Genomic DNA, 19,954 nt, shown 5'->3' with positions numbered 1-19,954 from the left:
CGTATCCAGAGCGGCAGGCCTTCGAGGTATCTGCATGAGAACTTTGCCAGTGGGCCGGCTCAGGCTGGTCGCCATTGCGCTTGCCTTCGTGCTCGGCATGACGGGCGCCACCCTCGTCCAGGCCAGCGTGGTAGTGACGGGGACGCGGGTCATTTATCCCGGAAATGCGAAGGAAAAAACCCTGCAGCTCACCAACCAGGACCCCTTCGCCAATGTTGTGCAGGCCTGGGTGGACGTCGATGACCCCGCCTCCACACCTGAAACCGCCAAGGCTCCGTTCATGGTCAATCCGGCCGTGTCACGCGTGGCTCCGGGCAGCGGACAATCCCTGAGGCTCATATATACCGGCGCCGCGCTCCCCCAGGACCGGGAGTCGGTGTTCTATCTGAACGTGCTCCAGATCCCCCCGCGCAACGCTGCACAGGCCGACAGAAGCCAGATGCTGCTGATCCTGCGCAATCGCCTGAAGCTGTTCTACCGGCCTGCTGGCATCGCAGGCGCGGTCGAGCAGTTGCCTGAAAAACTACGCTTCAGGCTGGTCGAAAACGGCGCCAGCTGGCAAGTGCTCGTCGATAATCCGACGGGCTTCTATGCCTCGTTCGGGGCTGCGACGATCACTGTCGGCAACAGACAGGTGAAACTCCATGCTGCCATGGTGCCGCCCTACGGCTCGGTGCACTGGACGCCAGAGGCTACCGGAGCGCTCACAGGTACAGCGCCGCAGCTCACGGCGCAGTTGATCAACGACTATGGTGCACGTGTGGGCATCACTCATGCCTTGCAGCGCTAATGTGCGGCGCACCTCGGTCCTGCTGGGCAGCATTGCCTGGATGATGGCCCGGCTGGCCCACGGCGAAGGCGACTACCGTTTCGACGACAGCCTGTTGCTGGGCTCGGGGCTGGCCGGTGGCAGCCTGGAGCGCTTCAATCGGGTGCAGCAGATCGACCCGGGTACTTACCTGGTCGATGTGTACGTGAACACGCACTACGTGAACCGAAGCGAAGTGAGTTTTCGACTGCAAGACGATGCTGTCGAACCTTGTTTTTCCGAACGGTTTTTGCATCGACACATGAACGCCCGCAAGCTTGAAACCCCTACCGCCGACGCGGGCCAGTGCCTGGCGCTGAGCACGCGGCTACCAGGGTCAACGTTCCAATATGACTCAGCCCGCTTGCGCCTGGACCTCTCCGTGCCCCAGGCATTGCTCGACATCAAGCCGCGCGGCTACGTCGATCCGCAGGACTGGGACGCAGGCGGTATGATGGGCTTCGTCAACTACGACGCAAGCCTGTACAACTCGCGCTACGAAGCCTCAGCAAGCGAGGCGGCCAATTACGGTTACCTGGGCCTGAACACGGGGGTGAACGTTGGGCTCTGGCGTTTGCGGCATCAGTCCAACTACAGCTACTCAAGCTTCGGCGGCGCCGCGGTCAGCCGCTGGAACAGCATTCGCACCTATGCTCAGCGTGCCATTGCCCCTTGGCAGAGCGAACTGACGGTGGGTGACAGTTTTACCGAGGGCAACCTGTTCGGTAGCATCGGCTTTCGAGGCGTGCGGCTGGCCAGCGACGATCGCATGCTGCCCGACTCTCAGCGTCAATATGCCCCACAAGTGCGCGGCACGGCGGTGAGCAATGCGCGCGTGGTAATCAGCCAGAACGGCCGCAAGGTGCATGAAACCACAGTGGCGGCGGGTCCCTTTGTCATCGACGATCTGTACGGTACGGCCTACAACGGTGACTTGGACGTGCAGGTAATCGAGGCCGACGGCAGCGTCACACGCTTCACTGTCCCCTATGCGGCGGTGCCCGACTCCATCCGTCCGGGTATCTCTCGCTACAGCGCCACGCTCGGTGAGGTACGCCAGACGGGCGCGAACCAAGGGGCTTTTGCCGAGGCCACTTATCAACGGGGCCTTAGCAATGCACTTTCCGCCAACCTGGGCGCTCGGGTAGCGCAGGATTATCTCGCCGTGCTGGGCGGTGGCGTACTGGCAACGCCCTATGGTGCCTTCGGGGTCAACAGCACGTTTTCCAGCGCCACCGTTGAAAACCAACAGCGCAAGCAAGGCTGGCGCATGGGGCTTAGCTACAGCCGTACCTTCCAGCCAACCAACACCACTCTCAACCTTGCCGGCTATCGATACTCAACCCAAGGGTACCGGGATCTGGCCGATGCGCTGGGTGCGCGGCAGGCCTCCGAGCGCGGTGACAGTTGGGACTCGACCAGTTTCAAGCAGCGTAACCAGCTGACCTTGCTGGTCAACCAAGGGCTAGGGGGGTACGGAAACCTGTACCTGTCTGGCTCGAGCAGCGACTATTACGACGGCAAAAGCCGTGATACGCAGGTGCAGTTCGGTTATTCCAACACCTGGCGGCAACTCAATTACAGCCTGGCCTATTCACGCCAGCGCACGACGTGGTACCGGGACACGGTAACCAGTGCCGTGCCCGATTTTGCAAACCTGGCAGACCAGCGCGACACCAGCAATCGCACCAACACCCTGACGCTGACGTTCTCCATGCCCCTGGGCAACTCGACCCGGGCACCGAGCATCAGCTCGATGCTGACGCAGCGCTCAGGTGATACCCGGGGCAGCAGTCTCCAGACGGGGATCAACGGCACCCTGGGCGCCCAGCGCGACATGAGCTACGCAATCGCAGCCAGTCGTGACAGCGCCGGACGCGGGACGAACTGGACTGGCAATCTCCAGGCACAGAGCGCCGTTGCCACCTTTAACGGTGGCTACTCGCAAAGCGCCGATTACCGGCAAATCAATGGCGGCATTCGCGGCGCAGCTGTCTTGCATGAAGGCGGTCTGACCTTGGGGCCTTATGTGGGCGACACCTTCGCGCTGGTGCGGGCCAAAGGCGCAGGTGGCGCGACCATCCGGGGCGGGCAGGGGGCTCGTGTGAACGCTGATGGCTATGCGCTGGTGCCTTCGTTGTCGCCCTACCGGTACAACCCGGTAGGGCTCGACCCCAGCGGCATGGGTGATCAAGCCGAGCTGATCGAAACGGAGCGAAAGGTCGCGCCCTACGCCGGTGCTGCGGTGGTGGTGGATTTCAAGACGTTGATCGGCCATGCCTTGCTGATCCAGGCCAGCTTGCCGGGCGGTGGGGCTATCGCGCTGGGCGCCGATGTGCTGGATGAGCAGGGCACCATCATTGGCATGGTGGGGCAGGGAGGGCAGGTGTATGCACGCGCCCAGGCTGATAGCGGGCACCTGCAGGTTCGCTGGGGCGTAGGCCCTGACCAGGCATGCCTGTTGCCCTTCGACGTCAACAGCAGCAACGCCCATGACAGCCAGGGCTTCATTCATCTGAAAAGTATATGCACGCCTAACGAGGAACCCACATGACGCTCAGGGCCTGGCTATTGGCAGCCGTTCTGTTTGCAACTGCTCCGCACGCCTGGGCGACCTGCTACAAGGTCACTTACGTGGGCGCCGCCACTACCACGGCTAACGATGCCATCCGGCCCGGGGAGGGCACTGCCGGTGCGTGGGCCGGTGGCTGTGATACGTGCAATGGATCCTTGGGCTTACCCAGCGTGATCAACGTCAGCGACCCCAGCTTTCAGCCCTACGGCTCATTGATTGCCAGCTCGGTGGCACCCTTCACCCAATATGGCGCCACGGCCGGATACAACCCGGAGTATGTGTTTTTTCGCTGCGCGGCCCAGGATGCGGTTTACGAGATGTTTTCCACCAATGGTGACGACGTCTACAGCGGCTGGTTCCAAGGGGGCGACAGCGTCGGCAACACCCTGGGTTTGCGCAGCGCCTACCGCACGGCCTGGACGAATGTACTGTTGCGCCTGACTCACCTGGAAACCGGCCAACTGTTCACCGACATCTGGCAGGAGCGACGGCTCACGGGGCTGGACGTCGATTCGCGGGGTTATCAGCTGGTCAAGGCCAAGAACCTCAGTGCCGTACGCGCGGAGCTGTTCAGTGCACCGAAAGACCCCAGCTACAACTACTACAGCGAAACCGTCCCATCGCAGCTCTACGCCTACGCACAGGCGGCGGCCTATATCGCTATCAAGGGGCCAGGGCTGGCCTATCCAACAGTGGGTCAAACGCACTATGGAAACTGGAGTGGCTGGTACGGAAACTGGCCAGGAGCGTTGGGCTTGTACAACAAGGTCACGCTCAAGCGTTACCCCACCTGCAGCGTCACCAGTGTCACCCCCTATGTGGTGTTTCCCTCGATCAGCGTGAGCGAGATCAACGCGGGCGGGCGCCGCGAAATGCCCTTTCAGATCAACTTTCGCTGCCAGAGCAACATCGTCAACAGCACCAGCGCCAACGGCACGGCCATTGGCATCAAGGTTTCATCCGGTGCCCTGGCTGCGTCGTCTTCCCTGGGTTTGGTCAATGCCCAGGGCGGCCTTACCTACCTGCTGGCGGACCGTTATGGCCAGGCAGGTGTGGCGCAGGGAGTAGGCATACAGTTGCTGCGCGACGGTGCGCCCATCAATTTGCTGGCCAATGAGGATTCTGCCAATGGCAGCGGCGCGGCTGGCCGGGGTTGGTACCCGGTGATCAGCAGCGCTGCCAACCTGACCGGTACCGTCAATGGCATCGGTCAGTACACCGAGACATTCCGAGCGCGTCTGGAGAAACTCTCCACCGGCACCATGCCTACCGTAAGGCCCGGCCGGGTCGAGGCCACAGCGCAGGTGGTGATACGTGTTCAATAGCTGCGGGCAGCGTCTGCTGCTGCTGGTCGCCGTGCTGATCAGCACCCCCGCCAACGCTGGGGTCACTGCCGAGCGCACGAGGGTCATCGTGCATGAGGGCCAGCGCGAAACCTCACTGGCGCTGGTCAATCAAAACGCCTATCCGGTCGTGGTCCAGACCTGGATCGACAATGGGGATCTGGCTGTTACCCCGGACACCGCAAGTGCACCGATCATGCCGCTTCCCCCGATGTTCAGGCTTGAACCCCAACAGCAGCGAAGCGTGCGCCTCGTGACGACCGGGCAGGTGCTTGCCCAGGATCGAGAGTCGCTGTACTGGCTTAATGTGTACGAGATTCCACCTCGGCCAAACGAGGTGCTGGAGGAGGGCGCGACGCGTCTGACGATCACGCTGCGCACTCAGCTGAAAGTCATCTACCGGCCCCAGGGTCTGTCGAACAAGGCCGAGCTAGCGCCTTCGCACCTGGTTGTCAGGGTCCAGGGTCGCCGTGTGCAGTTGCGTAATCCGACGCCGTTCTACATCTCCCTCTCCCACGCACAGATCGGCGGAGGCGAGCGTTCGATCATTCTGGATGCGCCCATGCTGGCACCGTTCAGTACGCAGCATCAGACGGCACCGGCCACCGCGCCGAGCGACGCGACGTTTCGCTTTTCATGGCTGGATGATGAGGGTAATGCGCAGCGCGGTGAGCGGCCCATCACGCACGCGGTGTCCATCAGCCCGTAAGGCCACATACCGTCTCGCCAGATTGAGATTCGTCCTATTCAGGTCTGTCGGTGCCGCCCCTAGGCTGGCTGGATGAAGCTAGCCAACCTGTTACCTGCCGCCCAGTGGAACCTGTCGACGCCTATTGCAGCGCGTAATCTCTTACGCCTGTTTGCGATCACCCTCGTAGCGGGTGTCTATGTCGGCGCCTACGGTTACATGCGCATGACCCTGAACGAGGAGATTTCGTCCCGGCGCAGGTACATGAACGAGGCCATCTTCAACGCTCAGGATTTCTTTGTCAGCCGTCAGACCCTGCTCAAATCGCTGGGGCTCTCGACGGTCAAGCACGCCGCTGCTGCGGGCGATAGCGAGACCTACATTCCAGGCGAGGAAGTCCACATTTTCCTCCGTCAGCCCGGGGGTACCTGGAGCTTGTGGCTGACGCCACGCATGCTGGATTTTCTACGCGCCAAGCAGACCAACCTGGTCTACGTGCCGCACGCCCTGGATGCCTCGGTGCAGTGGCTCTACAGCCGGCCTGAGGTCCCACCCCTGGTCCCCAACGCCGTGCTGCAACGTCTGCGTGGATCGACCGGCGAACCTGGGGACGAGCAAATCTGGCTGGCGGAGCCTGGAGACGATAAACCGCCTTCGCTCTACATTTTCACTGCCATGGATGAGCGCGACCGCGCTTCAGGTTGGCTGGGGCTCGAAGTAGAGGGCCCGCAGTTGGTCGCAGCGTTGCGCCATGAGCAGGCTGGTGACTTCCAACTGGTCGACAGCGCAAGCCAGATCATCGCCAGCAAGGACCGCGAGCAGCAATTGACTTCCCAGCGCCATACGGCAACGCGCGTGGATGATGGTTTCGGTTGGGAGGGCGGCTATTGGCTCCCGGACCGCCTGACCATTCGCAAACAGCTCGACCATTCGGACTGGCAGATCATCTACAGCGCACCCTTGGCCTCTATCATTCCGGCGCTGATTCTGCCGTTCGGGCTGGCAGTGCTGATCAGCGTTGCCGTCACACTGTTGATGCTGTGGCTGGTCCGCCGGGTCGACGTGCGACTCATCCGCCCGGCAGCTGCTCGAATCGAGGCATTGGTCGAGAGCGAAGCGTTCAGCAGTGCCGTCATCCGCACCGCCCCGGTTGCGCTGTGCGTGTTGCGCCGCAGTGACGGTGCAGTGGTGCTGGCCAATCGGCTGAGCGAGCAGTGGCTTGTAATGGGCGATGAGCGAACCCGAGCCTGTCAGGACTGGATTACCCGTGCGTTCGGCAAGCCTGCGCAGACCAGTTGCACACAAGAGCTGCAAATGGCCGATGGCCGTCACCTGTGCCTGAGTTACGCACCTACCCGCTATCGACGTGAAGATGTTCTGATCTGCGCCTTCAGCGACATCACCGAACGAAAAACCGCCGAGCTGTCGCTGCAACAGGCCAGGGCACTGGCCGATGCTGCCAATGAAGCAAAAACGCTGTTTCTCGCCACCATGAGCCATGAAATCCGCACGCCGCTCTACGGCATGCTGGCAACGCTGGAACTGCTTTCACGCACCCACCTCGATAGCCAGCAAAGGGGGTACCTCAATGCCATCGAAGGTTCATCGGCTACCTTGCTGCAACTGATCTGCGATGTGCTGGATGTGTCCAAGATCGAGGCTGGTCAGCTGGCGCTGGAGGTCAGTGCGTTCTCACCCGTAGAGCTGACTCAGGACGTCATGCAAGGCTATATGGGGGCCGCACACACCAAAGGGTTGCAGTTGCTGAGTTGCATGGACCCGCAGCTTCCTGAACAGGTAGTGGGTGACACGACGCGTACGCGCCAGATCCTTGGCAATCTGCTTAGCAACGCGGTCAAGTTCACTCGCAGTGGCCGAATCATGGTCAGGCTTCACCTGGTTGGGGTCGAAGGTGATCGCATGATGCTGCGCTGGCAGGTAGTGGACACGGGGCAGGGCATCCCTGAGCAAGACCAGCAACACTTGTTCGAACCGTTCTTCCAGAGCGGTCCCAGTACCAACACGGTGGCAGGGACCGGCCTTGGCCTGTCCATTTGCAAGCGGCTGGTCGAGTTGATGAACGGGTCGATTCGTGTGTTCAGCGAGCCGGGTCTGGGCAGCAGCTTCTCGTTCACGCTGCCACTGGGGCAATTGGCGCTCGATGAGGACCAGAGCTGGGCCCAGCCTTTGCTCAACCAGGGCGTCATGGTTTATTCACCTGTGCCCGAACTGGCCGATCATGCCGCTGGCTGGCTACGTCGCTGGGGCGCCCGGGCGCAAGTGATTGCCGTGCCGGACGTCCGTCATGAACCGGGCATCGTGCTGGTCGAGTTATGTCCAGGGCCTGCCAGCTCGGCTGTCATCAGGCAATGGCCTGGCCCATTGGTACTGGCCTGCGCCGATGAGCACGCGCTTTCGCGCCCTTCGGCTCAATATTGGCAGGTGGGGCTGAACAATCTTCAGTGCCTTAACCAGGCGGTGAGCCAGGCCCAGGGCATCGAGGCACGACACAGCGCAACGGCCCGTCAGGCAATGATCGAAACCAAACTGTGCATTCATGTGCTGGTGGCGGAGGACAATGTCATCAACCAGTTGATACTGCGGGATCAACTGGAGAAGCTCGGCTGCACGGTCACCCTTGCCAACGATGGCGAGCAAGCGCTGGCCCTGTGTCAGAAGGAGGTCTTCGACCTGGTGCTGACCGATGTGAACATGCCCAGACTCAACGGGTATCAGTTGGCGCAGAACTTGCGCCAACAGGGCCATGCCCTACCCATCATCGGCGCAACTGCCAACGCCATGCTCGATGAGGCAGAGCGTTGCCTGGGCGCCGGAATGGATCAGTTTCTGGTCAAGCCCTTCACTCTGCACGCGCTCTATCAGTGCCTGCTGCCGTATCGCAAGGGCTCGGCCTGATGATCCACCGCGTCTTGATCGTCGAGGATCATCCCTTTCAACACCAGTACCTGGCTCAGCTGTTCCGGTCCGTCGGTGGGTTCGACGTCGAGCTGCAAGCCGATGCCAACCTGGCGATCGAGCAGTTGCGCAATCAAGCCTTCCACCTTGTCGTCACTGACCTGATGATGCCGCAACTGGACGGGGTACAGTTCATCCAGAGAATGAGCCTGCTACCGTCGCCTCCGGCGCTGGGGCTGATGACCGCTGCCTCTGCGCGCGTGCTCGCAGGCGTTGGCAAGGTCGCCGAAAACCTCGGTATCCGCCTGGCCGGCATGATCAGCAAGCCCGTGCAGGGTCATCATGTCGCTGCACTGCGTCGCTACATGGATAGCACCTGCGATCAAGGCCATCTGCAACCTCGATCCTGTTCCGGTGGCCATTCGGTCAGTGCGCTTACCCGTGCACTGCAGGCGGGCGAGATCCAGGCGTGGTTTCAACCCAAGAAATCCATGCTCGACGGCAGGATCGTCGGTGCCGAGGCCCTGGCCAGGTGGCTGCATCCGGTCGAAGGTCTTTTGTTGCCGCGGGCATTTCTGGCCGATTTGGAATCTGCAAGGCTCGATTTGCCGTTGCTGTACAACATGCTTGAGCAAACGCTCACCGCTCAATCACGCTGGGCCGCAGCAGGATACAGGCTGCCGGTCTCGATCAATCTGCCTACACACCTGCTGGACCGTCCTGATCTGGTCGACACGTTGTACCGAACGGTCCGAGAGCGAGGTGCCGACCCCAGGACCATCACCTTCGAGCTGACCGAAACGTCGACCACCCGACGGTCCAGTGATTACTTTGCAGGGACGTGCCGGCTGCGCATGATGGGCTTCGGCCTGGCCCAGGATGATTTCGGCAAGGGGTACAGTTCCTATTCCAACCTGGTATCCACGCCCTTCACCGAAATGAAGATTGATCGCTCTCTGGTCAGTGGTTGTGCGAGCAATCCTGACATGGCCATCGCTTTGGCCAGTGCCGTCCACCTCGGCCGCGCACTGGGGCTTGTGACAGTAGCAGAAGGCGTTGAAACGCGTGATGAGCTGGAAGTTGTCCGCAAGGCTCAGTGTCATCAGGTGCAGGGGTTCATCATCTCCCCGGCTGTGGATCGAGACGGCATGCTCCCATTGCTCAACGGACAGCTCTCCGAGTGAGGGGTGAGTTGGCGAAGAAACGTTTCAGCATCTGCAATGTGCCGTCATATGGCATGAATTTTGTGTCTGTTTGAGCACTCTCATCTTCATAATGTGATGTCGACGATCAACACCATGAAAAATGCCAGCCTGCGCATGGATAAACTTGCGCGCAGCTCTCAGCGCCTGAACAAAGCCATCTTGCTGCTCAGCGGGCTCATGCTGCTGTTGTCCAGTACCTGTTATTGGGCAGTATCGCGCCTTCTGGAATCGGAACAGCAGCGGTTGGAGCTCCATTTTGCCCGGGTGATCGAAATCATTCATGAGCATGAGATCTTCCTACGCAATCTCGCCAACAGCATGCCAGCCGGTCGCGCGCTTCCTGCGCCGGTGGAGCAGGGCGTCATGATGCTCGATTCGACGAGCGTCGATGGCAAGACACTGGTCAAGGCAAAAGGATTCGAACTCTCCTTACCCTTCACCCTGGCCTACACCGGCGACTTTCGAGCTCAGGAGATACGCGGTGCCTTGGGGTTGGGGTTGCGTCTGACCGACTACTACGGTGGGTTCTGGGCCCGCTCGTTCTACGCATCGCCGCAGCTGTTCGTGCTCGAACGGGGAACCGGCGCGAGCATTGCCGTCCCCGCGGCTGGCGACCAACGTCAACATCAGCCGCTGTTGCCTCACCATTATGTGACCGTGGTTGATCGCTTGGTGCACTTACTGGCTCAACCCGACCTGCTACCCGATCAGCATGTCCACTGGGTGCGAGCGCCAGCACGCCTTTACAATGACAACCTGCGCATGGTGGCGCTTCTGAAGTTGGGGGCTGAGCACACCCTCAAGCCGAGTACGACGGGCGACCGGACAATGGTCTTGGCTGCCGTAATGGATACGGAGCAGATCGACGAATTCGAGCGTGTGCTCAGGTTATCGGTCTACAACCAGTTCACCCTGATTTCCCCGGATGGCAAGGTCTTGATGGGAGAGCGCAGCAAGGGCGATCTGGCGCCGCTTGGCCTGAGCTTCAACCGTAGCGGCTTGCGTTTCAAGATGATGTCGTCGTCGGGAGACGCGTGGACTGGGCTGTATGCCATCAGTTACGGGGACTTTCTGCGCTACGCCAAATGGCCGCTGCTTGGCCTGGCGTTGACAATCATCGCTGCGATCCTGCTAGGGCTCTGGGTCAATCACTGGTACAAGTCGCGCATTGTTCGGCCCGCCCAACGAGCACAAGTCCGGCTTGCAGAAAGCGAGGCCTTCAGCCGCATCATCCTACACAACGTGCCGGTCGGGCTGTGCGTCGTGAGGCGCCACGATCACCGGGTGTTGTTGGAAAACGAATGCGCGGTACGCCTAGGCGTTACCGCAGCGGTGCTGCAACTGCTGCGTGATAACCACGGTGACCAGGCGCCGGGCGAACTGTGCCTGCTGGTGGATGGGCGTTACGTCCAGGTGGTGGCGGTCGCTACCCGTTATGACGGAGAAGACGTGTTTCTATGCGGCTGCAACGACATCACCCGCCACGTTGGCGAGCAATTGCAGCTCAATCAGGCCCACCAGCGTGCAACGGCTGCCAATGAAGCCAAGACCGTTTTCCTGGCCACCATGAGCCATGAGATAAGAACCCCGCTCTATGGTGTGCTGGGCAACCTTGAGCTGCTGTCGCTGACCGAACTCAGCGAACGCCAGAGGCATTACCTGCAAATCATCGAAACCTCGTCGACAGTCCTGTTCCAGCTGATCAGTAATGTTCTGGATGTGACCAAGATCGAGTCTGGGCAGATGGCCTTCGAGCATGCCGCATTCGATCCGCGTCAGCTGGTCGACGATGCGCATGCCAGTTTCGAGGCCACAGCGCAAAGTAAAGGGCTGCAACTTGAGGCTGAAATCGACGCACAAGTGCCTGCACGGGTGGAAGGAGATGCCGGGCGAATCAGGCAGATCCTGCACAACTTGCTGGGCAACGCGATCAAGTTCACCCCCTCCGGACGCGTACGTCTGCGCCTGATCGTTCAAGAGCGAAGCGACCAGGATGTGTTGTTGCAATGGCAAGTGACGGACACCGGAAAAGGTATCCCTGAAAAAGCCCTGGAGCATCTGTTCAAACCGTTCTATCAGGTGTCCGCAGGGCAGGAAGGTGGGGGTGCAGGGCTCGGGCTTTCCATCTGTTCACGCTTGAGTGAGTCGATGGGCGGTACCATGCGCGTGGTCAGTGAGCCCGGTCTGGGGAGCAGCTTTTCCCTGTTCATACGCTTGCCCATTGTGGCCTCCTCGCCGGCCTTGGTGCCTGTGCCGAAAGAGGGTTCGCAGGCGCCGTCTGCGCCGTTGAAATTGAGCGTGTTGGTGGCAGAGGATAACCCAGTCAGCCAGGCGGTCATGCGTGAGCAGCTCGAAGCCATCGGGGCTTACCCAACCGTCGCGGCTGACGGCCACCAGGCACTTCAACTTTGGCAATCCAAGCGTTTCGACATGGTCATCACCGACATCAACATGCCCAGGATGAACGGCTACGAGCTGACCCGCGCGCTGCGAGAGGCAGGTGTCGAAGCACCTATCATCGGCATCACCGCCAATGCACTGCGCGAAGAAGGTGAGCGCTGCCTGCAAGCGGGTATGACCGCGTGGATAGTCAAGCCTCTGAGCCTTGGTACCCTTCGGCAGGTACTGATGAACCACTGCCCTGGAACGATTGACACTCACGTTGCACCCGACCTGGGCAGGGATGATTTTTCAGGCTGGATTCAACTGTCCCAGCCCATGCGCCAATTGCTTGCCCAGACGTTGGCCAGCGATATCGAGCAGTTGGAGAAGGGGGTGATCGAGCACGATGCGGTTCTGGTCGAGCAACGGTTGCACAGCTTGAGCGGTGCACTGGCCAGCATCAATGCCACGGCGTTGTACGGCGCATGTCAACGGCTGGAAAACATGTTGCAGGAGCTGCCGCTCGACGCACGCCTGGGCGGGCAAGTCCGTGCTCTGTGCAGGCGGCTTGCCAAGGTCGCGCAGCGCTTGTCAGACGAGATTCCCGGATGAGCCTTGTCCCCTAATGGAGTAATTCTGCATGCCTCATCACAAGGTTGTCATCGCTGACGATCATCCCATCGTCCTGCTGGGAGTGCGTGAAGTCGTTCAACGCATCGGGCGCTATAAAGTCGTCGGTCAAGCCACCAACTCATCGGAATTGATCGATCAACTGCGCCTGCACAACCCCCGCACCCTGATCACCGACTTCAATATGCCGGGGGATTGTACCTACGGAGATGGCTTCAAGCTCATCGAGTACATTCTGCGTCACTTCCCGGACACTCAGGTCCTCATTCTGACCATGATTTCCAATGGGTTGATTCTTTCCCGGCTTCAGGAACTGGGTGTGGCAGGGGTCATTCAAAAAAACCACCTGCATGATGAAATCGAAAAAGCGCTGAGTGCCATCCGCAAGCGGCGTCGGTACCGAAGCCCGTTGCCGCCACCTACATCCGTGGTGCGCGAAGCAGTGAAGGTCGAGGCCCGCTTCAATCAGCTGTCCCCCAGGGAGCTCGAAGTCGTCCGGCTCTTTGTCACTGGCATGACCGTAGGTGATATCGCGCGGCAACTGTCGCGCAGCAACAAGACAGTCAGCGCCCAGAAGGTGTCGGCGATGCGCAAGCTCAACGTCGACAGTGACCAGGACTTGCTGACTTACTGTATCGAATCCAGGCAGTTTCAGTAACGAGGTTCTGTGCCTGGCGAGGCGTTGCCCAGCCGGTGCGTGGCCCTGATGACACGCGTACAGACGATTGGACCCGCAGCGCAAAAAGCCCAGCTACTCGCTGGGCATCCTATAGGTCTTCAGCCGACGATCATCATTCAAAGCGCTACGCTGGCTTGAGCCAATCTACATTCCGCTCCTGAATGACCAATTTGAGCGAGCGGCCAACTGCATTGGGGTGGCATACCGCATAGTCGCCAACAGGATATAGCCCGTGACGTCCCCACGGCCCTGCCTTGCTTTCCAATTTGATGTCGATCTGGTCACCTTCGATGACTGTCAGATCAAACGCTTTACCGCTCGACGCTTCAGTGATTTTCCAAGCTGTAGGGTCTTGCTGCTCGATGCGCATGGCTTCCACCAGACCATGCGTTGTCGCGAAAACCCCCTTGCCGGAATGTGCTCCGCTGCGCACATAGAGGCGGTAGCCGGCTTCACTGTGCCGGAAGTAGAGCAACAGGGGTAGGGGAGCAGACGATTTCTCGAAAGTGACCAGGCCCATTTCTTGACCGTGGTGCCAATCGTCTTCGGAACAATTCAGTGCACCCAGCGTAGCGGCGCCGTCCACGGCATATCCGGGCGTGGTCAGGGGGCTTGCCAGTACCACATTGTCGTTCGTCATGCTGTCGAAGGTGTTCAACGGGCAATCAGCTGCATGCAGTGTCGCGAGAAAAGAGTGCGCTTTGTGATTCATCGTATACCTCCAGTGTTCATGAATGCACTCAGGAGGCTATGCCGACACGCGCGAGGGGACTAACCGGAACGGGTTCCAGACGCAGGATGCAAAAAGCCCGGCACTTGGCCGGGCTTTCCAGTGGGCGATCAGCGATCAGTTGCCGTAGACCGGCAGCTTCTTGCAGATGGCTTTGACCTTCTCGCGCACGGCGTCGATCACCGCTTCGTTGTTCAGGTCGGCAAGGATGTCGCAGATCCAGCCAGCCAGCTCACGGCACTCGGCTTCCTTGAAACCGCGGGTGGTCACGGCCGGGGTGCCGAAACGCAGGCCCGAGGTGACGAACGGAGAGCGCGGGTCGTTAGGAACCGAGTTCTTGTTGACGGTGATGAACGCCTTGCCCAGCGCCGCGTCAGCGTCTTTGCCCGAGATGTCCTGCTTGATCAGCGACAGCAGGAACAGGTGGTTTTCGGTGCCACCGGAAACCACGTCGAAACCGCGCTCGATGAAGACGCTGGCCATGGCCTGGGCGTTTTTCACCACTTGCTGCTGGTAAGCCTTGAACTCCGGCTGCAGGGCTTCCTTGAAGCAGATGGCCTTGGCCGCGATCACGTGCTCCAGTGGGCCGCCCTGGGCGCCTGGGAAGACAGCGGAATTGAGCTTCTTCTCGATCTCTTCGTTCTTGCGAGCCAGGATCAGGCCGCCGCGCGGACCGCGCAGGGTCTTGTGCGTGGTGGTGGTGACGACGTCGGCGAAAGGAACCGGGTTAGGGTAGACACCGGCAGCGACCAGGCCAGCCACGTGCGCCATGTCGACGAACAGGTAGGCACCCACCTTGTCGGCGATGGCGCGGAAGCGGGCGAAGTCCAGCACCTGCGAGTAGGCCGAGAAACCGGCGACGATCATTTTCGGCTTGTGCTCGACCGCCAGGCGCTCGACTTCGTCGTAATCGATCAGGCCATTGCCATCGATGCCGTACTGCACGGCGTTGTACAGCTTGCCCGACGAGCTGACGGAAGCACCGTGGGTCAGGTGACCACCATGGGCCAGGCTCATGCCCAGGATGGTGTCACCGGCCGACAGCAGGGCCAGGTAGACAGCGGCGTTGGCCTGGGAGCCGGCGTGCGGCTGGACGTTGGCGTAGTCGGCACCGAACAGTTGCTTGGCGCGGTCGATGGCCAGCTGCTCGACGACGTCCACGTATTCGCAGCCACCATAGTAGCGCTTGCCTGGATAGCCTTCGGCGTACTTGTTGGTCAGTACCGAACCCTGGGCTTCCATGACGGCCGGGCTGGTGTAGTTTTCCGAGGCGATCAGCTCGATATGCTCTTCCTGGCGCAGAGCTTCTTGCTGCATGGCTTCGAAGAGCTCGGCGTCGTACTTGGCAATGGTCAAATCACGGCTGAACATGGCGGTCCTCAAGGATCGGGGGTGAAGTGGGTGGGCATTCTACCCCATTGATCCGCCGCTGGCATATGAAGTGGCATCAAGTCGCGGACCAGCGGGGTTCATGTTGCATCCCGCGCCGTTGCTGGGCTGGGCGGGCATGCGAGTTGACTTTCAGGTCCGGTTTCTGGCGTTGCCTGTGCGTGGTGGCGGGCCGGGCGTAATGGGCCCCGCTGGCGTTTCGGCAGCCGCGTGAGGGCAGGGTCAGGGGCGACTCAATTGAACATGAACAACGTCTCATTGGCGAATTGCGCCTCGAACTGATGCGCCGGCATCGGTCGCCCGAACAGGTAGCCCTGTACTTCGTCGCACCCGTGTTCACGCAGAAACTCAAGTTGTTCATGGGTCTCGACGCCTTCGGCGATGACCGCCAGGTTCAGGCTGTGGGCCATGGCGATGATCGCCCTGGCGATCTGCGCATCCTGCTCACCTTCGGGCAGGCCGTCGACGAAGGTGCGGTCGATCTTCAACACATCGATCGGGAACTGCTTGAGGTAGTTGAGCGAGGAATAGCCGGTCCCGAAATCGTCCACCGCGATGCTCAGGCCCAGGTTCTTGAGGCTGGCCAGAATCTGCAGCGCTTCGTTTACTTCGCGCATCAGGATGCTTTCGGTCAGCTCAAGCTCAAGACACGCCGGTGGCAGGCCGCTTTCTTCCAGGATGTTGGCGATCCGCGTGCCCAGTTGACCATCGGAGAACTGGCGCGCGGAAATGTTGACCGACACTTTCGGCACACGCACCTTGGCCTTGTGCCAGGCCTTCAATTGTCGGCTGGCTTCGCGCAGTACCCAGTCACCCACGTCCACCACCAGGCCCAGCTCTTCGATGACGGGAATGAAGTCCCCCGGTGGCACCAGGCCGCGGGTAGGATGCCGCCAGCGTAGCAGTGCCTCGGCGCCGGTCAGGCGCTTGCCGTCGCCGCTGAATTGCGGCTGGTAATACAGAATGAATTCGTTCTGCTCCATGGCATGGCGCAGATCGCTTTCCAGTTCCAGGCGCTCCAGGGCACTGGCGTTCATTTCAGCCTGGTAGAACTGGAAGTTGTTCTTGCCGCGCTCTTTGGCGTGGTACATGGCGGTGTCGGCGTTCTTCATCAATTGGCTCAACTCGCCGCCATCCTGCGGGCTGAGTGCGATGCCGATGCTGGCCGTGACGAAGAACTCGCGGTTCTCCAGCACGAACGGCTTGACCAAGCTGCCCAGGATGTTTTCGGCCACGTGAATGGCGCGGTTCAATGCCAGCTCGCGAGTAGGCCGAGGCTGGAGCAGCAGCGTGAATTCATCGCCGCCCATGCGCGCGACCGTATCGTCCTCGTCCACGCAGGCCAGCAAGCGCAGGGCCATGTCCTTGAGCATGCGATCGCCCGCGGCATGGCCCAGGGAGTCGTTGATGGGCTTGAAACGGTCCAGGTCCAGGAACATCAACACCACCCAGGCCTTCTGCCGCTCGGCCTGCTGCAAGGCGTTGTACAGCCGGTCCTGGAACAACGTACGGTTGGGCAAGTGGGTCAGGGCGTCGTAGTAGGCCAGGCGGTGAATGCGCTGTTCGCTGGCCTTGCGTTCGCTGATGTCGGTAAAGAAGCACACGTAGCTGGCCAGGTCGCCTTCATCGTCCAGCACGGCAGTGATGCCTACCCAGGCCGGGTAGTGATCGCCATCACGGCGCTTGAGCCACACCTCGCCCTCCCAGCTGCCACGCTGGTTGAGCTGCTTGAGAATATAGCGCAGGTGCGCCTGCTGCTGGTCGTTCATCACCAGCATGCTCGGCAGTTGGTCCAGCACCTCGCTGACTGCGTAGCCGCTGACCCGGCTGAAGGCCTCGTTGGCCTGCACGATGTAGCCGGCAGGGTCGGTGATCAGAATGGCCGAAGTCGAGTGCTCGAAAACCGTCGCGGCCATGCGCAGGTCTTTCTCCGCCCGGCGCTGCTGGCTGATGTCGCGACCTACCCCCAGTACGCCCTCGAAACGCTGATCGTCATCCCAGACCAGTACCAGGCGCAACTCGATGGGGATCTTGCGGCCGTCGGCGCGCAGGCAGTCGAACAGGAACAGCTGGGTCGGCAACTGGCCACGCAGTTCGGCCAGTTGAGCCGGATCGTCCATCGCCTTGCTTACCCGCTCCATCAACCCGTAGATGCCAGTGAGCTGGGCGGGGTTGGCGATGATCGAATGCCACCCGTTGGCGAAGATCCAGTCGGCGTGATAGCCCAGCACGCTTTGCACCGAGGGGCTTACGTAGTCGAGCTTGAGCTGGCTGTCGGTGGAGAAGATCACGTCACTGATGCTTTCGGCCAGCATCCGGTAGCGCTGTTCGCTGTCGCGCAGCGACTGGCTCGCCTCGATCTGCACGGTCACGTCCTTGCCCACGCCGATGATGCGCGTCACCCGGCCGTCGGCGTCACGCGCCAGCACCTGCTCGCGTATGTCGTAGCAGCGCCAGTTGCCATCGCGGTGCCGGAAACGCAGCTGGCAATGCAGCGGCAAGTCATGGCCGTTGTCGAGCTGCTGTTGGCGCAGGTCCTGGTAATGCGCAGCGTCTTCGGGGTGCAGCAGCAGCTCCCAGAAGCGGTCGCCCATGCGGGCCAGTTCCGTGCGGTCATACCCCAGCGTCTGGCCCAGGTGACGGTTGCTGAAGATCATCCGCTGGCTGTGGATATCCTGGACGTAGAGCTGATCCGGCACGGTACGCACCACGTCCGACCAGAACCGCTCGCGTTCGAGCAGCGAGAGCTCCACTTTCTTGCGGCTGGTGATGTCGCTGATGCTGAGGATCACGGCCTGGTAATTGCGGCGCAATTGCGGCAGGCGCGCTGTCAGCCACAGGTGCAGCTCGCCGCCATGCGCAGCAGGCAGGCGCACCTCGAGCTCCAGGGACGGGCGTTGGTCGATCAAGGCGTCGAGCAACTGCATACCGACACTGTCCTGGCCGTCGCCGCTGTCGTCGATCAGGCGCTGCCAGGCTTGCTGGTGATCTTCGATATGAAGCAGCTGGCGCGCCACCTGGTTGATTTCGGTGATCTTCAGTTGCGCCAGGAGCGAGCGGCGCAGTTGAGGGTCCAGCATCAGGCTGTGCTTGAGTGCGGCGCGGTTGCGCAGGTGATAGCGGTCCAGTTGGCCGGGCAAGCTGGACAGGTCGAGCACGCACAGGGCCACACCTGTGCCTTCGAAGATCTCTTGATAGCGTCGGCGATCTTCCTGCAAGGCCCGCTGGCGGCGGCGCATGTTGACCAGGGCCAGGACCGGGAGCAGGGCGCAGAACAGCACCAGCAGGCATTTGCCTATCAAGGCAGGCAGCAGGTCGTTGCGCGCCTGTTCAGCATCGAACAGGCCGCGCAGTTGCCAGGCACTATTGTCGATGAACGCCAGCATGACGCTCTGCAAGGGCGCGTCGGGGCGCTCGGAGGCCAGGTAGCGTTGCAGCACCTCGCCCGTACGGCTGTTTTCCAGCAGCCACAACAGCTGATCGGCCTCATGCAGATGGCCAGTAAGCGCGCGGTAGTAATCAGGTGACAAGCGCAGCAGCCAATGGCCTTGGCCTGGCGACTGGCTCAGCAACAGGTACACGCTGGCGTTGCTGGGCGCATTGGTAAAGAAATAGGGCCGCTCCTGGTTGAGCCTCAGCACCTCACCGACGACTGCGTGATCGTCGCTGGCAGGTGCACTGTCGGCAACGATTTGCCCGGCTCCGTCTATCCAGACCACGCTGCGCAGCGCGGGCATTCGTTCGCGCAGCGTATCCACCAAGCCGCCAGCTGTCGGTGCCGCCACGGTGGGATAGGGCTGGAGCAGGTTGATGGCTTGCTGCGCCTTGAGCGCCATGTTCAAACCCAGGTGGTCCGCCAGTTCGGTCGTGTCTTCCAAACGCTTGTCGCGCAGCTCGGCCTGGGTAAGGCTGAACTGCGCGAACAGCTGCCACAGCAGCAACCCGAGCAGAATCAGGGCGAGCAGTGCCAGCGCACCCTTGATCGACCCGCGCAGACTGGCAGCGGGCGCCTTGGACGCGCTACGCGATGACGGCGGTGGAGTGAGTTTGGTCAAGCGTCGATCCTGCGATGGGCCTGGCGATGGCAGGGAGGGGTCGGGCATGGCGTATGCTTTTTTTATGAGGTAACCGATGCGCGGTGGCGCACTATAAGCCGACCACTCGAAACCGGCTAGCATGCCTCGCATTATGGCAAAGTGCCAGTGCCATTCATGCTTCCGACCGCTCGTATTCGGCAAGCACGTGCCTGCTGTGCGAGAATGCCGCCCGCTTTACATGACACTGCTTGGGAGATGTTCGGTTTTGGTTACTCATTTTTCCATCAATGGCCTCGATTCCGCCTGTGGGCGCAGCAGTCAGACCCTTGTCAGCTCTGCCGTGACCGAGGACGTATCCTGCAAATCGTGCCAACGCTCGCTGGCCAAGCCCGAGGCGGCCACGTCAACCAAGCGCAAGGCGCCATCGCTGGCCGAGCTGCGCACGTCTGCCAAGGCACCCGTCCCAGCTGCGGTCGTTGCCGACGCACCGCGCCCGGCGGCGGCATCGGTCACGTCCGGCACCTCTGTCAATCGTGTCGCCGCTGCGCAACCTGCGCGCCCGGACGGGTTCT

At 61.1% G+C, this 19,954-nt stretch carries 12 protein-coding genes; 9 read left to right on the top strand and 3 right to left on the bottom strand.

Features of this window, described 5'->3' with window-relative positions:
- Positions 1-34 precede the first annotated feature (34 nt).
- The 8 genes from B2S33_RS07370 (at position 35) to B2S33_RS07335 (ending at position 13,205) form a co-directional block, all read left to right on the top strand.
- Complete coding sequence (locus B2S33_RS07370) at positions 35-790, top strand: fimbrial biogenesis chaperone (protein ID WP_104926537.1); 756 nt, start codon at positions 35-37, stop codon at positions 788-790.
- Positions 774-3,362 carry a fimbria/pilus outer membrane usher protein gene (locus B2S33_RS07365; protein ID WP_414707699.1) on the top strand — a complete coding sequence of 863 codons (2,589 nt, stop codon included), beginning with the start codon at positions 774-776 and terminating at the stop codon, positions 3,360-3,362. Before B2S33_RS07370 ends, B2S33_RS07365 begins: the two co-directional genes overlap by 17 nt.
- Positions 3,359-4,708: a fimbrial protein gene (locus B2S33_RS07360; protein WP_145280947.1), complete on the top strand. Its 1,350-nt coding sequence runs from the start codon at positions 3,359-3,361 to the stop codon at positions 4,706-4,708. Before B2S33_RS07365 ends, B2S33_RS07360 begins: the two co-directional genes overlap by 4 nt.
- Positions 4,698-5,435, top strand: a complete 738-nt coding sequence (locus B2S33_RS07355; protein ID WP_288650112.1) for a fimbrial biogenesis chaperone — start codon at positions 4,698-4,700, stop codon at positions 5,433-5,435. The genes B2S33_RS07360 and B2S33_RS07355 overlap by 11 nt, the downstream gene beginning before the upstream one ends.
- Before the next feature lie 72 nt (positions 5,436-5,507).
- On the top strand, positions 5,508-8,330 hold the full coding sequence (locus B2S33_RS07350) for an ATP-binding protein (protein ID WP_280078027.1): 2,823 nt from the start codon (positions 5,508-5,510) through the stop codon (positions 8,328-8,330).
- The gene (locus B2S33_RS07345) at positions 8,327-9,514 is read left to right on the top strand and encodes an EAL domain-containing response regulator (RefSeq protein WP_097223527.1); all 1,188 of its coding nucleotides are present in this window, start codon (positions 8,327-8,329) and stop codon (positions 9,512-9,514) included. Before B2S33_RS07350 ends, B2S33_RS07345 begins: the two co-directional genes overlap by 4 nt.
- Positions 9,515-9,628: 114 nt before the next feature.
- Positions 9,629-12,529 (top strand): ATP-binding protein, encoded by a 2,901-nt coding sequence (locus B2S33_RS07340; protein WP_288502815.1) that lies wholly within the window; start codon positions 9,629-9,631, stop codon positions 12,527-12,529.
- Between the two features lie 28 nt (positions 12,530-12,557).
- Positions 12,558-13,205 carry a response regulator gene (locus B2S33_RS07335; protein ID WP_027915484.1) on the top strand — a complete coding sequence of 216 codons (648 nt, stop codon included), beginning with the start codon at positions 12,558-12,560 and terminating at the stop codon, positions 13,203-13,205.
- Between the two features lie 145 nt (positions 13,206-13,350).
- Here the strand turns inward: B2S33_RS07335 and B2S33_RS07330 are convergent, their stop codons facing one another.
- The 3 genes from B2S33_RS07330 to B2S33_RS07320 form a co-directional block, all read right to left on the bottom strand.
- A complete protein-coding gene (locus B2S33_RS07330) occupies positions 13,351-13,938 on the bottom strand; it encodes a hypothetical protein (protein ID WP_242809860.1) in 588 nt (195 codons plus the stop codon).
- Between the two features lie 135 nt (positions 13,939-14,073).
- Positions 14,074-15,327 carry a serine hydroxymethyltransferase gene (gene glyA / locus B2S33_RS07325; protein WP_023533265.1) on the bottom strand — a complete coding sequence of 418 codons (1,254 nt, stop codon included), beginning with the start codon at positions 15,325-15,327 and terminating at the stop codon, positions 14,074-14,076.
- 251 nt (positions 15,328-15,578) lie between these two features.
- Complete coding sequence (locus tag B2S33_RS07320) at positions 15,579-19,400, bottom strand: sensor domain-containing protein (RefSeq protein WP_414707698.1); 3,822 nt, start codon at positions 19,398-19,400, stop codon at positions 15,579-15,581.
- Positions 19,401-19,647: 247 nt separating this feature from the next.
- Here B2S33_RS07320 and B2S33_RS07315 point away from each other — a divergent pair.
- Positions 19,648-19,954, top strand: a 307-nt coding sequence (locus B2S33_RS07315; protein ID WP_288650110.1) for a hypothetical protein, incomplete at its 3' end; no start/stop codon positions are given.

The organism is Pseudomonas sp. UBA5568, assembly GCF_002425525.1.
Lineage (GTDB): Bacteria > Pseudomonadota > Gammaproteobacteria > Pseudomonadales > Pseudomonadaceae > Aquipseudomonas > Aquipseudomonas fulva.
Note: the sequence above shows the minus strand (reverse complement) of the source record. Positions and strands in the feature narration are given on the sequence as shown.